The sequence below is a fragment of the Kingella negevensis genome (assembly GCF_030177895.1).
In the GTDB taxonomy this organism is placed as follows: domain Bacteria; phylum Pseudomonadota; class Gammaproteobacteria; order Burkholderiales; family Neisseriaceae; genus Kingella_C; species Kingella_C negevensis.
Map to the genome: position 1 here is coordinate 388137 of NZ_CP123448.1, position 13504 is coordinate 401640.

Genomic DNA, 13504 nt, shown 5'->3' on the forward strand with positions numbered 1-13504 from the left:
CCTTCATAAGTTAGTTTTCAGGCATATTCGAGGCAGCCTGAAAAAATTGAGCATTGGTTGAAATGACGGTTTCCCATGTCATTTGGTGGTATTGCTGATAAAGCGGTGCATAAAATGCGGTTGGGTCATTCCATGGTTTGGGTTGCCCTGAAAAATGCACAATAGCTAATTGCTCGTTTGGGCAATAAGTGGATTCGCCAAGATAATGGTAGGCGTGTTGCTCTACAAACCGCGCTAAAACGTGGGTTTGATAGTTGTAACCTATTTTTTCAGGCTGCCATTTGCCGTCAAGTGCTATATTGAGAATGTCTTGGTCGCCATTTTTGCAATGTGGGTGTGCTGCCATAACTTGCGTGAGGTGTTGGGTAAACTGTGTCTCCCGCCAAAGAGCGACATTCATCAGCAAAACACCTGAATTAAAGTAATTGGATAAATGCGGCAAAATAGCGCGTTCAATATCAGGGTGCATTAAAAACATATCAGGCACAGCAACCGTAAGGCAGCCTGAAAAATCTTGCCAATAAAAAGTATTGAGCGGCAGTCGCACAACCACATCAGAATCTAAATACAAAACTCTATCTGCTTCAATCAACTGCGGAATAGCCATGCGATAAAAGCTACTTTCAGGCAGACCTACGCCTGAACGCAACTGAGCAAATAGTTCATTCTTGATTAAGACGCTATGAATATGACTATTAAGCAGTTTCAGGCTGCGATTGATTTGTGCAAACCATTGTTCATTATATTGATTGTGATGAATTAAATGAAAATGCACATGGCGATGGCAGCACATAACTGATTTTAAAACTGTTTCTAATGGTTCAATGTAGCGAGCATCAGCCGTTAATGCAATGTGCATAATTTGATTGGTTGGTTGGGACATTTTTACGTTTTTATTGATTAGGTTGAGAAGACAGCCTGAAATGCGCCCAAACGGGTTTGCAAATGGGTGGTAATTCGGGACACGCGCCCAATACGCCGCCGCTATAGTCGCCGAGCCGATGAAAATCGCTGCCTGCGCTGGCGAGTAAGCCGTGGCGTTCGGCGGCGAGTGCGTAATTTAATCTGTCGTTCAAGCTGCAACTGCCACTGTGAACTTCTATGCCTTGTCCGCCCAACGCGACAAATTCGTCAAACAGGTTGCGCCGTGCGGTGGCGGATAAGTCGTAGCGCATGGGGTGGGCGACAATGGCGATACCATTTGCGCCTGTAATCGCGGATACGGCTGCGTCTAGCTCTGCCCATTGGTGGCGGACGGACGCGCATTTGCCGTCGCCGAGATATTTGGTGAACGCATTTTGTTTATTGCGTGCGTGTCCTTGCTGCACGAGCCAGTCGGCGATGTGGGTGCGTGAGACCATTTCTGGATTGGCGGCGAGTGTGAGTGCGCCGTCAAATGCGCCGTTGATGCCTTTTTTGGCGAGTTTATCGGCGATTTGTTGCAGGCGTTCGATGCGCCCTGTGCGGACTTGGGCGAGGAGGTTTTGTAACGTAGGGTCGGTGTCGTCAAAATCCAAGCCGACGATGTGTATGGTGCGTCCGCGCCATGTGACGGAGATTTCTACGCCGTTGATAAATCGGATATTTTGGTGTGCGGCTTCGGCGCGTGCTTCGGCTAGTCCGCCTGTGTGGTCGTGGTCGGTTAGGGCGAGTAGTGTGCAGCCGTTTTGGGCGGCGAGTTGCACCACTTGGGTGGGGGTGAGTGCGCCGTCTGATGTGGTGGAATGGCAGTGTAAATCTATCATTGGGAGGGTCTTTGTTCGGGGTGTTGGCAGCCTGAAAGTTTTTGGTGGTTTTCAGGCTGCGTGAATGTTGGATTATTGGATTGGAAAGCTAACCTATGGCTGCCTGATGTTTCTGTGTGGAGTGTACTAAAAGTTTTGGTGCGCGGGGCACCCCCTACAACTGTGGGGTCTCACGAATCTGAAGCGCGGGTGTGGCGGCGCAACGCCACGCTCTTTCATCTTAACGAAATGTTTTTTCAGGCTGCGATAATTATTTATTTTGCTGCCTGAAAACTGTTCGCCAAAATCTCTATCTCTTTTTCTTTTTCAGGCTGCAATCGGTTGTTTTCACTGCTGTTGAGTGGTGACCATTTGGGGTAATTTCGTGCTTTTCTTAGGCTTTCAGGCTGCGTTTGCCATGGGTTTTGTACGCTGTTTAATATGATTTCGCTATTGGCGGCGTGTCCGCGTGTTTGCAGTATGGCGAGTAAATTCAGGCTGCGTGCGGCTAATACGGCGAGGGTTTGTTCGTCTATGTGTAGGGTTTCTACGCCGTTGATTTTGTCGGACAGGGTTTGCCAGTTGCTGGCGAAGCCGCCGATGATGCCGCCGATGGTTGCGCCTAATCCGAGTGATGTGCCGAGTGTGAGTGCATCTAATCCTAATCCGATGAGTGCACCTGCTGCTGCGCCTGTGCTGGTGCGTATGCCGTATTCTTTGAGTAGGTCGCTGTCGAATGGGTCGCGACTGAAGGCTTGTAATGCCCAGTCGCTGCTTTGGGCTTCGTTTTGGTAGAAGTGGTATAGGGAGAGCAGTTGGCGGTGTAGGTTGTGTTCGTGTTTGCGAACTTGGGTTTGTATGGTGGTTTGTAGGGCTTCGCGTTGGCTAGGGTCGGTACAAACTTGGGCGTAGGCGGCGGCTTCTATGAGGAAACGGGCGATGTGTCGCTTGGCTTGGATGTCTAGGTTGTGCCAGTCGTTTTGGCGTGTGGCGATGAGGGTTTTCAGGCTGCTTTGGGCTTGGTTTTCGGGCAGCATGGTGGCGAGGTTGTTCCATAAGCGGATTTCGCCTTGAAAATCAAATGCTACGGTGTCAAAGCTGCTGTAAACGTGCAGGTTTCGGCGTGATAGCATGGTTTGCCATTCGCTTAAATCGCGGTTGTGCGTGAAGTTGAAAATGGGCATGACGGGTTTGGCGCACCATGATAATACGGTGAGTTCGTCTTTGTATTTGGGCAACACGGGTTCTCGTGCGTCTATTACATATAGAGCGGTGTCGCTGGCAATGAGTTGGCGCAGGACTTTGGCTTCTTGTGAAAATTCATTTTGTGCGGCTTCGCTAGAGAGAAAGTGTTGAACGCGGTCGATACCGTCTTGTTGATTGCTGGTGTGGTCTTCTAGCCAGTCTAACACGCCGCCTGCGTCTTCTAAACCTGGGGTGTCGTATAGGCGAACGGTGTCGTTGATTTGGGCTTCTTCTACATGGCGCGTGGTGGCGGCGGCGTTTTTCACTTCGCCGAATGTGCTGTCGCGCAGCAGGGTGCGCATGAGTGAGGTTTTGCCTGTGTTGGTGTGTCCGACTACGGCTAAAAGCAGTGGATTCATGTGTGTTTGAATGGGGGTGTAAGGGGTTTGAATTATAACGGCTTTCAGGCTGCCTGAAAATGGCAAAAACCCTGTTTCATTTCTGAAACAGGGTTTTTGCCTCAACCATAAAGAAAGGAACTTTTCATGCAACTGCACCAATCATGCAATTACAAAATAAGGGTGGCGAGCCTAACCCTCGGCACTGACTTTTCCAAGTGGGCTGCTAGCTTCCGCTCCTGACCCGTTGCTCAAAATCATCATGCGAGGAGACCCGCCGTGAAACCGTGCATTATAGCGATTGGTAGAAAAATAGCAAGTACTTTTTATTCTTCGGGGTCGCTGCCGTTTTGCACTTCTAAAACGCAGCCTGAAAATTCAATCACTTCGCCGCCGCGAATTTTGGCGGTTTTGCGGGTTTCTACTTCGCCGTTGCGTAATACTTGTCCTTCGGCGATAAACATTTTGGCTTGTCCGCCGCTTTCCACTAAGCCTGCGAGTTTGAGTAAATCGCAAAGGGCAATATATTCTTGGTCTTCTAAATAAACGGTTGCTTGCATTTTCTAGGGTTTCCTTTATTTGGCGTTTTGTTCATACACGGCTAACATTTTTTGCGCTAAGGCTAATTCTCGTGCTTGCTGTGCTAAGAGTTCTTCTTGGTACTTGATGATGAGTTTGAGTTTTTCGATTTCGTGAATGAAATCTTGGCTTTCTACTGTGCCGTAAATCGTACAATCTTTATTACTATAATTGATATTACCGCCGCGATTATCTACCCCCTGTAAATCCCCTTGTATTAAATCGAAAATATCCATTTCAAAAATCTCTGCAAACTGCTCCAATCGCAGCAGATTCAAGCGTGTTTCGCCACGTTCAATTTTGGCATAACCATTGGGCGATAAACCTAGTAAGTTTGCCAAATATTCTTGCGGCCATTTTCTTTCTTAACGCAGTTGGCGGATTTTTTCATAGGATTTCATGAGGGAATCTCACTTTTCGGGTAGAAAAATACCACTTTTTGTATGTGGTAAGTTCAGGTTAAATAAAATTAAAATATTTGCTGCCTGAAATGTATTCAAACACATTTCCTTAATCTTACCGAAATTTTCTTAATCACAAAAGGATAATCTGAATGAAATTATGGTTTTCTACTGGCGTTGCAACAATTACGGTTTTAGTCTTGCTTTCAGGCTGCCAAAAAGGCGATGATGAAATGAAAAAAGAAATTAGCGTAAGTTCAAGCGCAATTAGCGGAACAACAACGTTTGGCAGATGAAGTGAAAAATAAAGAGCGTGAAGCCAAAATGAAGGAATAACAGGCGCAACGTGAGCAAGAGTTATACGAACAGGCTAAATGAAGATGCAAAGAATGAAATGCAAGCGTTGCAGGCTGAACAGGCTTCTCAAGCGAAAGCTCAGCAAGCGAAACAGGCTGCTAAGGCAAAGGTGGCTAGTCCTAAAATTACAGAAAAGTGGTTCGTTATCCTGCAACCGTGGTTACGCAATCAGGTTATGGTGAATTGACGTTACGTGGTTCAGCTTCTGCTAAGGGATTGGAAGTTGGACGTGTGCGAGATGGTGATGAAGTTCAAGTGGTTTCTAGAACGAATAAATGTGAAGTGATTGGGAACGTTGATAGCTGCTGGGTTAAGGTTTAAATTGGTAGTATAAATGGTTATATGTTTGACGGCTATTTGAATCGTGAAGTTTTGTCTCGCGAAGAAAAACAAAATCTAACCAATCAAAATCAGGAAGAATATGAATGTGATGTCGAGTGCTGATGTTAATTTTTGGACTGCTTGAGAGAAGTTTTGATAAATTGAAAGGTTATTTTAATGAAAAAAAATGGTTTTAACTGTATTTGCTGTGTTAGAACCCGTATTCACAAACAACTATTTGATAAATTTTAATATTTGTGAAATATACCCTAGTTTAACAAAATTTTCAGCAGATAAATTCGTCTGCTCAAAATCTTTTGCTAAACGTCGAGACCAACCTAACCATGCAAACGTTCGTTCTACAATCCAACGTTTGGGCAGAATATGCCAAGAAATATCTTGAATTCTCTTTGAAATCTCAACAGTTAAACCCAATTGCTCTGATACTTCACGCTCAAATGTATTCCGATAACCTGCGTCCGCACAGAAACCTTTTAAACTCGGATAGGTCTCAAACGCTTTTTTTGCTACAAAAATACCTGCTTTTGTGTCATGAATATTGGCTGCATGAACCACAACAGACAATATAGTGAATTAAATTTAGATTAGTACAGCGTTGCCAACTCCCTTATGTACTAGGTGTACACGGCGGTCGTTGTCGCCTTGTCCTAATCTAAATTTAATCCACTATAGATTACCCAACGTATCAACAGCTATATGTCGCTTACGACCTTTGATTTTTTTACCTCCATCAAAACCTTTATCATGTGCGCTAGAAGCTGTTTTGACACTTTGTGAATCAAGAATGGCATAAGTTGGCATTGCTTGTTTTTGATGGATTAAACGTTTTTTTGAACCAATGCCAAAAGAATTCTATCCCATAAGCCTGATTGATTGGCTCTGCGATAGAAACTCCATACGGTTGAATAAGGTGGAAAATCATTGGGCAGCATACGCCATTGGCAACCTGTTTTGGTGATGTACAAAACGGCATTCACTAATTGACGTTTATCCCATTTGTAGTGGCGTAGCTGGTTAAAATATGGCTCAATCGCTTGCCATTGGGCATCGGTTAAGTCTGTTGGGTAGGATTTTCTAGTCATAAAGATATTTTATCATTTTTGTGAATACAGGTTCTTATTTTTATCTACTCTTGCGCTTGCAGATGATAAGCAAATGTTTCTTCGGTCGCTAGAAAGACCTGCTAAAACAGAATTGCATACCTGTGCTGGAGGGGTTAGTGATATTGTTAATGTTGGCAATCAATATTTCGTTCTTTATATTGGTCAGAAGGAGTTTGGGAAGCGGAAATAGATGACGGAAAACATTATTGTAGTGGTAATGGTACATACTACCATATTGCCAAGTTTGTAAAAAATAATAGGCGTTATACTTTGGTTAATCCAAGCGTATTAGGAAATGTGAATATTGGGGATATTGAGAATATTACAAGAGTGTCAGATGATTTGGTTGCAGTATTGAGAACGCGTAAACTAAGTGAAAAAGATAATGTACATTATCCAAGAAATTTGCATGAAGTTCGTGTTAATCTGAGAACTGGCATGGTTTTGAATGATAATTTCATTGGACGCGCACCTAATTACGCTAATTATGAAAACGCAGCCTGAAAACCCATTTTTCAGGCTGCGTTTTCATATCAATAAAAAATTGGTACTTAAATAGGCTTGTAAACCAATAAATAGTGAATTATAATGCTGCGTTTTGCAACCTTGTCTCTCGCAATCGCATGGCAAGAGACTGTTTTTAACCAACCGTAAGGAGATAACATGCGCCATTACGAAATCGTGTTTATCGTTCATCCTGACCAAAGCGAACAAGTAACTGCTATGGTAGAACGCTATAAAGCCATGATTGCAGAAGCAAACGGTAAAATCCATCGTTTGGAAGACTGGGGTCGCCGCCAATTGGCTTACCCAATCAACAAAGTTCACAAAGCACACTACGTTTTGATGAACATTGAAGCAACACCTGCAACAGTTGAAGAGTTGGAGACTGCTTTCCGTTTCAATGATGCAGTATTGCGTCATTTGACAATTCAAACTAAAGCTGCTGTTACTGAAGCATCTCCAATGATGCGCGAAGAAAAATCAAAAAGTTTGATTAACGAAGCAGCAAGCGAAGAAACTGCTGAAGCATAATTGAACAATCAATTTGAATTGACCGCTACTTTGTACAAAGTAGATACTTTGCGCTACACACCAGCAGGTGTTCCTGTTTTAGATGTGGTTTTACAGCATGAAAGCTGGCAAGAAGAAAATGGTTCGTGCTGCCAAGTTAAATTTGAACTTCCAGCAAAAATCATCGGTCAAGATGCTCAAGCATGGCAACACAAACAAGGCAAAATGGTTTCAGTAACAGGTTTTTTAGCCCAACGAAGCCAACGAATTTTACGCCCTGTGTTGCGAATTCAACATATCACAGAATATAAAGGTTAAACGACATGGCTCGTCAAACATTTAAACGTCGTAAATTCTGCCGTTTTACAGCAGAAAAAATCCAAGAAGTGGATTACAAACAAGTAGATTTGCTAAAAGATTTCATCACTGAAAACGGCAAAATCATCCCAGCTCGTATCACTGGTACTAAAGCTCACTACCAACGTCAATTGGCAGTTGCTGTGAAACGTGCACGTTTCTTGGCGTTGTTGCCTTACACTGACCAACACAAATAATTAGGAGTACATAACTATGCAAATTATCTTGTTGGAACGCGTTGCTGGTTTGGGCAACTTGGGCGATGTAGTAAGTGTAAAAAATGGTTACGCTCGCAATTTCTTGATTCCTACTGCAAAAGCTAAGCGCGCTACTGAAGCAAACTTGAAAGAGTTTGAAGCTCGCCGTGCTGAATTGGAAGCAAAACAAGCAGCGATTTTGGCAGATGCTCAAGCGCGTCAGGCTAAATTGGACGGTCAAACAATCATTGTTGCTCAAAAAGCTGGTGTTGATGGTCGCTTGTTCGGTTCTGTTACTAATGCAGACATCGCTGATGCAATTAAAGCAACTGGCATTGAAGCAGCTAAAGCAAACGTACGTTTGCCAGAAGGTCCTTTCAAAGCTGTTGGTGAATACGAAGTTGAAGTGGCATTGCATGCAGATGCTGTAGCAACAATCAAATTGGTTGTTGTTCCTGCTGCTGAATAATATGTAAATTAAAAAGCAGCCTGAAAATTATTTTTCAGGCTGCTTTTCTTATTCAAATAAATCTTTCTGGCGCGTATTACTCAATACCTGCACATCAACCGCCCCCTGCGCAAACATCACATTCAACTTCTGCCCCTGTTTCACATCGCCCGCGTCATGCACAACCTGCCCACGCGTATTTCGCACAATCGCAAACCCACGCTGCAAAACCGCATTCGGCGACATCGCTTCCAGCAATTCCGCCTGTTTCAAAACACGTTGATGTTTTTCCGCCAACGCATTGCGCTGCGACACCGATAACGCAGCCTGAAAACCCAACACCCGTTGCGAAAGCTGCGCCACATTCGGGCGAACATTTGGCAACATCGCCGCTGATTGCACCACCGCGTGTTTTTTCTGTGCCAACTGCTGTTTCATCGCAAAACCCAGTTGCGCGTGAAGCTGTGCCAACTGCGCTTGCTGCTGCTTACATTTATCGCGCGGATGCTGCAAACGCTGCGCCAAAAAGTCTAGCGTTTGCGCTGATTTTTGATAACGCTGCAACAAATATTCATGCAAGCGCGAACGCGTCCGCGCCAACTGCGCCAACATTTCTTCACGGTTCGGGCTAACCAATTCTGCCGCCCCCGTTGGCGTGGGCGCGCGCACATCTGCCACAAAATCGCTGAGCGTGAAATCCGTTTCATGCCCCACGCCACTCACAATCGGCAAATCACACGCCGCAATCGCACGAACCACTACTTCTTCGTTAAACGCCCACAAATCTTCAATGCTGCCACCGCCACGACACACAATCTGCACATCCACTTCTGCGCGTTCGTTCGCAGCCTGAATCGCTTGCGCAATCTGATGTTCGCTGCCAGCCCCTTGCACAGGCGTGGGATAGACAATCACAGGAATATGCGGCGCACGACGGCGCAACGTCGTCAGCACATCGCGCAAAGCAGCCGCCGTCAAACTGGTTACTACACCAATACGTTTTGGGTTTTCAGGCAGCGATTTTTTGCGTTCCGCCGCAAACAAACCTTCATTTTGCAACTGCATTTTCAAGCGTTCATAGCGTTCAAAAAGCTGCCCCAAACCCACTTGGCGCACTTCGTTTACCGTAATCTGAAATTCGCCACGTGCCTGATACAAGCTGATTTTGCCGCGAACTTCCACATGGTCGCCTTCGCGCAAGGGTTTTGCCAAACGTGCCGCCGCCTGTTTGAACAACACACAACGCACTTGTGCGGTTGAGTCTTTGAGCGAAAAGTAAAAATGCCCACTCGTGGCGCGTGTGAGATTGGAAATTTCGCCGCCAATCCATAAGCCTGAAAGCTGGTTTTCCAGCAATTCGGCAGCAATTGCGTTCAGCTCGGAAACGGATAGTGCGGCAGGGGTAAATAAGTCGGATAGCATAAATCGCAGCCTGAAAAAATAGGCGCGTATTTTAACAATTTGTTACAATATACGCATTGTTTTTGGACTGAAATCGCAGCCTGAAAATAATTATTTAACTAACCGACTAAGGAGAAAAAAGTCATGTCTGCAATAAAACAACAAATCGTAGGTTTCGTGGATTTCACTACATTGAACGACACCGATACAACTGAAAGCGTACGAGAATTTTGCAAACGCGCCGTTACCCCATTGGGCAACGTGGCGGCTGTGTGCGTGTACCCACAATTCGTGAGCGTGGCAAAAGAAACTATCCCTGCCACTATCGGCTTGGCTACTGTGGTGAACTTCCCAAGCGGCGCGGAAGAGGATGAAGCGATTTTCGCGGAAACGCGTCAAGCATTAAAAGACGGCGCAAACGAAATTGACTTGGTGTTCCCATACGGTCGTTTCCAAAAAGGCGATACACAATACGCGCATGAATTGACTGAAAAAGTAGGCAACATCTGCCACGAAGCTGGCGCGAAAATGAAAGTGATTTTGGAAACTGGCGCGTTGTCAGCAGAAGAAACACACGCTGCAGCGAAAATCGCGATTGCAGCAGGCGCGGATTTCTTGAAAACTTCAACGGGCAAAATCAAAGTGGGCGCAACACCTGAAGCGGCTGCAATCTTGTTAGCAGAAATCAAAGCCAGCGGCAAACCTGTTGGCATTAAATTGTCTGGCGGTGTGCGTGAATTGGCAGCAGCTCAAGGTTATGTACAACAAGCGGTTGATGTGATGGGTGCGGATTGGTTGAAAGCTGAAAACTTCCGTATTGGCGCGTCTGGTTTGTTGGAAGCGTTGTTGAAATAATCATTTAAACTAAAAGCAGCCTGAAAAATGTTTTTCAGACTGCTTTTTTATGAGTGCTACAAAGTATCGTATAATTTGTGTTATCAATAACTATCTTTTTCAGGCTGCCTGAAAACACTAAATCTATGCAAAGAATTTTCCAAACCGTTTCACAAGACTTACTTCACGCCAACCAACTGGGCGCGGAAGAACTCGCCAAATCACTCGCCATTATCGGCAATCATCACGTTGATTATGCAGATATTTATTGCCAACGCACCGCATTTGAAAGCTGGCATTTAGACGAAGGCATGGTTAAATCGGGCAGTTTTCAGATTGACCAAGGCGTGGGCGTGCGTGCCGTGTCGGGCGAAAAAACGGCGTTTGCCTATGCTGATAGTTTGACGGCGGACGCAATCCAACGCGCGGCGCAAACCGTAAAAGTGATTGGCGCGGCTGGCAATGTTGCGCCTGTGCGTGTGCCAACGCCTGTTTACGGCAAGGCGGTTCACGCTTGTGCCAATCCAATTATCACGCTGCAATCGCCTGAAAAAGTGACGTTACTTCAAAAGGTTGAGCAACTGGCGAAAGCGGCTGACCCACGCATTGTGCAGGTGATGGCTGGTTTGACTTGTGAACACGATATGATTTACATCGCGCGTTTGGACGGCAAACACGCGGCGGATATTCGTCCGTTGGTGCGTTTGAGCGTTACTGTGATTGCGAAACAGGGCGAACGCCGCGAACAGGGCAGTGCAGGCGGCGGCGGTCGTTTTGATTTGACGTATTTTGATGATGCGAAAATCAAGGAATATGTAAATAAGGCGGTTCAGCAAGCCTTAATCAATTTGGAATCGCGTCCTGCGCCTGCTGGGGCGATGATGGTGGTGTTGGGGAATGGTTGGCCCGGTGTGTTGTTGCATGAAGCGGTGGGGCATGGTTTGGAAGGCGATTTCAATCGCAAGCAAACCAGCGTATTCACAGGCAAAATTGGCGAGCGCGTGGCGGCGAAAGGCGTTACCGTGATTGACCAAGGCGATATTCCCAACAGACGCGGCAGCCTGAATATTGATGATGAGGGCAACGAAACGCGCCGTACGGTGTTGATTGAGGACGGCATTTTAATGGGCTATATGCAGGACGAAACCAATGCGCGTTTAATGGGCGTGGACGTTACGGGCAATGGTCGTCGCGAGAGTTATTCGTCTGTGGTGATGCCGCGCATGACGAATACGTTTATGGAAAGCGGTACGCACGACCCACAGGAAATCATTGAAAGCATGGATAAAGGGATTTATGCGGTGAATTTTGGTGGCGGTCAGGTGGACATTACGAGCGGTAAATTTGTGTTTAGTGCAAGCGAGGCTTGGTGGGTGGAAAATGGTAAATTGCAATATCCAGTCAAGGGCGCAACGATTATCGGCAGTGGCTCGGAAGTGTTGAAACACGTTTCGATGATTGGCAATGACAGCGCGTTGGACACAGGCGTGGGCGTGTGTGGCAAAGACGGTCAAAGTGTGCCTGTAGGCGTGGGACAGCCGACTTTGCGGATTGATGCAGGTTTGACGGTGGGCGGTAGCGAAGCGTAATTTTCAGGCTGCCTGAATATGATTTCATCAAACGTAGGTCGGATTCTTGAATCCGACTTCCGAAATTTCACACACAATCTTATTTAATTATGAAACTGGAAAATTGTCGGATTCAAGAATCCGACCTACGTTTGCTTATCTAGCCATTCAAATAATCGCAGCCTGAAAAATTATTTCAGGCTGCGATAATGTGATACAAACACCGTATATGTTTACAATACAAACCAACAAAACCACGTTCACGCTGCAAGAAAACGAGACGCTTTTAGAAGCCTTGGAACGCACGGGACACGCGGTAGAATACCAATGCCGAAGCGGCTACTGCGGCACATGTCGCACAAAAATCCTTTCAGGCTGCGTGAATTATGATGAATTGCCGATGGCGTTTGTCATGCCTGATGAAATTTTGCCATGCTGTTGCAGAGTGGAAAGTGATTTGCAACTGGATACCCCAAAATAAAAAAGCAGCCTGAAAGTTTCAGGCTGCTTTTGTGTTATGTGAACAGATTTGCGCCATAAAATAAGCAAGTTATCGCAGCAAAGGCAAGCGCGATGCCAACAGCGTTGAGCTTGCTGATTTTTTCACGGAACAGGATTGCGCCGATCAGTGTGCCGAGTGCAATCACGCCCATGTTCATGCCTGCAAAGACGAGTGTGGGATTGCTGCTAAAGGCTTTGTGGGCTTTGAGATAAAACAAGATATTGATGAAATTCAGGCTGCCTAATGCGATGCCACCGATTAAGTCGTAGCGTGTCCAACGTGCTTTTTTGATGAGCAAGTAGCTGAACATCAAAATACCTGCCAACACGAACGTAACCAGTAAGTTGCTGCCAATGCCTGCTTCTTTGGACAGTTGTTTGAGCAGAATATCAATCGTGCCATAACCAAGCCACACGCCTAATAGGAGTTGGATTTGGGTTTTCAGGCTGCTTGATGTGTGTTGGCTGGGTTTGTTTAGTATGCAGACTAGTGCGGCGATGGCGAGTAACAAACCGATAACACGGTGGGTGGTGAGGGTTTCGCCAAAAAAGGTGAATGCGGCGAAAACAGGTAGGAAAAGGGAAAGGCGTTGGGCGGCATCTGATTTAACGATGCCTGTGCTTTCTACAGCGCGTCCCATGATGATGAAGACGCTGGGGAATAATATGCCAAGCAATACAAAAAGCCATGATTTTGGCAAAAGGGTTTGTTGCCAGTTGCTGAGATTGGGGAAGAGGAATAGGGCGGATAGGGTGGCGGCGATGATGTAATTGATGGCGACGGATTGCGCTAATTGAATTTGGTTGCGGCGCATGGTCTTCAATAAGATGGATACGGATACGCTGGCTAAGATGCTGATAATTAAAAATACCATTGATTTCTCCTATATGAATGCAGCCTGAAAATTTCAGGCTGCGTTTTGTTTTATAGTGAATTAAATTCAAATCAGGACAAGGCGACAACGCCCGCCGTGTACGCGTGGTACATAAGGGCGTTGGCAACGCTGTACTGGTTTGAATTTAATTTACTATAATGGAGAGAAATTATATCAAATGAATAGATGAGAAAGAATCCCTTTCAAGTTTGAAAACCGA

The 13504-nt window shown here is 45.7% G+C and carries 18 protein-coding genes, 1 other RNA gene and 1 pseudogene; 10 read left to right on the forward strand and 10 right to left on the reverse strand.

Annotation, left to right across the window (positions count from 1 at the left end; all coding sequences use genetic code 11):
• Window positions 1-10: 10 nt before the first annotated feature.
• The 6 genes from QEO93_RS02090 to QEO93_RS02115 form a co-directional block, all read right to left on the reverse strand.
• Window positions 11-883 carry a glycosyltransferase family 8 protein gene (locus QEO93_RS02090; RefSeq protein ID WP_052368753.1) on the reverse strand — a complete coding sequence of 291 codons (873 nt, stop codon included), beginning with the start codon at window positions 881-883 and terminating at the stop codon, window positions 11-13.
• 10 nt (window positions 884-893) lie between these two features.
• Complete coding sequence (locus QEO93_RS02095) at window positions 894-1745, reverse strand: PHP domain-containing protein (RefSeq protein ID WP_032137315.1); 852 nt, start codon at window positions 1743-1745, stop codon at window positions 894-896.
• Between the two features lie 254 nt (window positions 1746-1999).
• Window positions 2000-3328 (reverse strand): GTPase/DUF3482 domain-containing protein, encoded by a 1329-nt coding sequence (locus QEO93_RS02100; RefSeq protein ID WP_044250235.1) that lies wholly within the window; start codon window positions 3326-3328, stop codon window positions 2000-2002.
• Between the two features lie 161 nt (window positions 3329-3489).
• Window positions 3490-3586, reverse strand: an RNA gene (gene ffs, locus QEO93_RS02105) — signal recognition particle sRNA small type.
• Between the two features lie 47 nt (window positions 3587-3633).
• Window positions 3634-3867, reverse strand: a complete 234-nt coding sequence (locus QEO93_RS02110; protein WP_032137317.1) for an RNA-binding S4 domain-containing protein — start codon at window positions 3865-3867, stop codon at window positions 3634-3636.
• Window positions 3868-3882: 15 nt separating this feature from the next.
• Window positions 3883-4227, reverse strand: coding sequence for a helix-turn-helix domain-containing protein (locus tag QEO93_RS02115; RefSeq protein ID WP_052368759.1), 345 nt, complete (start codon window positions 4225-4227; stop codon window positions 3883-3885).
• 212 nt (window positions 4228-4439) lie between these two features.
• Between QEO93_RS02115 and QEO93_RS02120 the strand changes: the two genes are divergently transcribed.
• Both QEO93_RS02120 and QEO93_RS02125 read left to right on the forward strand, forming a co-directional pair.
• Window positions 4440-4583 (forward strand): hypothetical protein, encoded by a 144-nt coding sequence (locus QEO93_RS02120; RefSeq protein WP_179184653.1) that lies wholly within the window; start codon window positions 4440-4442, stop codon window positions 4581-4583.
• Window positions 4584-4633: 50 nt separating this feature from the next.
• Window positions 4634-4831 (forward strand): hypothetical protein, encoded by a 198-nt coding sequence (locus QEO93_RS02125; RefSeq protein WP_032137318.1) that lies wholly within the window; start codon window positions 4634-4636, stop codon window positions 4829-4831.
• Between the two features lie 368 nt (window positions 4832-5199).
• Here the strand turns inward: QEO93_RS02125 and QEO93_RS11600 are convergent.
• A pseudogene (locus QEO93_RS11600) lies at window positions 5200-5790 on the reverse strand (transposase); the annotation flags it as partial.
• 14 nt (window positions 5791-5804) lie between these two features.
• Window positions 5805-6068 (reverse strand): transposase, encoded by a 264-nt coding sequence (locus QEO93_RS02140; protein WP_003792189.1) that lies wholly within the window; start codon window positions 6066-6068, stop codon window positions 5805-5807.
• A 291-nt stretch (window positions 6069-6359) separates the two neighbouring features.
• Here QEO93_RS02140 and QEO93_RS02145 point away from each other — a divergent pair, with 291 nt between their 5' ends.
• The 5 genes from QEO93_RS02145 (at window position 6360) to rplI (ending at window position 8126) form a co-directional block, all read left to right on the forward strand.
• Complete coding sequence (locus tag QEO93_RS02145; RefSeq protein WP_143445738.1) at window positions 6360-6593, forward strand: hypothetical protein; 234 nt, start codon at window positions 6360-6362, stop codon at window positions 6591-6593.
• Between the two features lie 159 nt (window positions 6594-6752).
• A complete protein-coding gene (gene rpsF, locus QEO93_RS02150) occupies window positions 6753-7124 on the forward strand; it encodes a 30S ribosomal protein S6 (RefSeq protein WP_032137320.1) in 372 nt (123 codons plus the stop codon).
• Complete coding sequence (priB, locus tag QEO93_RS02155) at window positions 7125-7421, forward strand: primosomal replication protein N (RefSeq protein WP_032137321.1); 297 nt, start codon at window positions 7125-7127, stop codon at window positions 7419-7421.
• 5 nt (window positions 7422-7426) lie between these two features.
• Window positions 7427-7657: a 30S ribosomal protein S18 gene (gene rpsR / locus QEO93_RS02160; RefSeq protein WP_002641495.1), complete on the forward strand. Its 231-nt coding sequence runs from the start codon at window positions 7427-7429 to the stop codon at window positions 7655-7657.
• A gap of 16 nt (window positions 7658-7673) precedes the next feature.
• A complete protein-coding gene (gene rplI / locus QEO93_RS02165; protein ID WP_032137322.1) occupies window positions 7674-8126 on the forward strand; it encodes a 50S ribosomal protein L9 in 453 nt (150 codons plus the stop codon).
• A gap of 48 nt (window positions 8127-8174) precedes the next feature.
• On the opposite strand, the gene xseA is transcribed toward rplI, so the two are convergent.
• Window positions 8175-9527 carry an exodeoxyribonuclease VII large subunit gene (gene xseA, locus QEO93_RS02170; protein ID WP_032137323.1) on the reverse strand — a complete coding sequence of 451 codons (1353 nt, stop codon included), beginning with the start codon at window positions 9525-9527 and terminating at the stop codon, window positions 8175-8177.
• A 123-nt stretch (window positions 9528-9650) separates the two neighbouring features.
• Here xseA and deoC point away from each other — a divergent pair, with 123 nt between their 5' ends.
• The 3 genes from deoC (at window position 9651) to yfaE (ending at window position 12389) form a co-directional block, all read left to right on the forward strand.
• Window positions 9651-10361 (forward strand): deoxyribose-phosphate aldolase, encoded by a 711-nt coding sequence (deoC, locus tag QEO93_RS02175; RefSeq protein WP_032137324.1) that lies wholly within the window; start codon window positions 9651-9653, stop codon window positions 10359-10361.
• Between the two features lie 125 nt (window positions 10362-10486).
• The gene (gene tldD / locus QEO93_RS02180) at window positions 10487-11929 is read left to right on the forward strand and encodes a metalloprotease TldD (protein ID WP_032137325.1); all 1443 of its coding nucleotides are present in this window, start codon (window positions 10487-10489) and stop codon (window positions 11927-11929) included.
• Between the two features lie 208 nt (window positions 11930-12137).
• Window positions 12138-12389 carry a class I ribonucleotide reductase maintenance protein YfaE gene (yfaE, locus tag QEO93_RS02185; RefSeq protein ID WP_044250225.1) on the forward strand — a complete coding sequence of 84 codons (252 nt, stop codon included), beginning with the start codon at window positions 12138-12140 and terminating at the stop codon, window positions 12387-12389.
• Window positions 12390-12423: 34 nt separating this feature from the next.
• On the opposite strand, the gene QEO93_RS02190 is transcribed toward yfaE, so the two are convergent.
• Window positions 12424-13284: a DMT family transporter gene (locus QEO93_RS02190; RefSeq protein WP_085815499.1), complete on the reverse strand. Its 861-nt coding sequence runs from the start codon at window positions 13282-13284 to the stop codon at window positions 12424-12426.
• Between the last annotated feature and the right edge of the window lie 220 nt (window positions 13285-13504).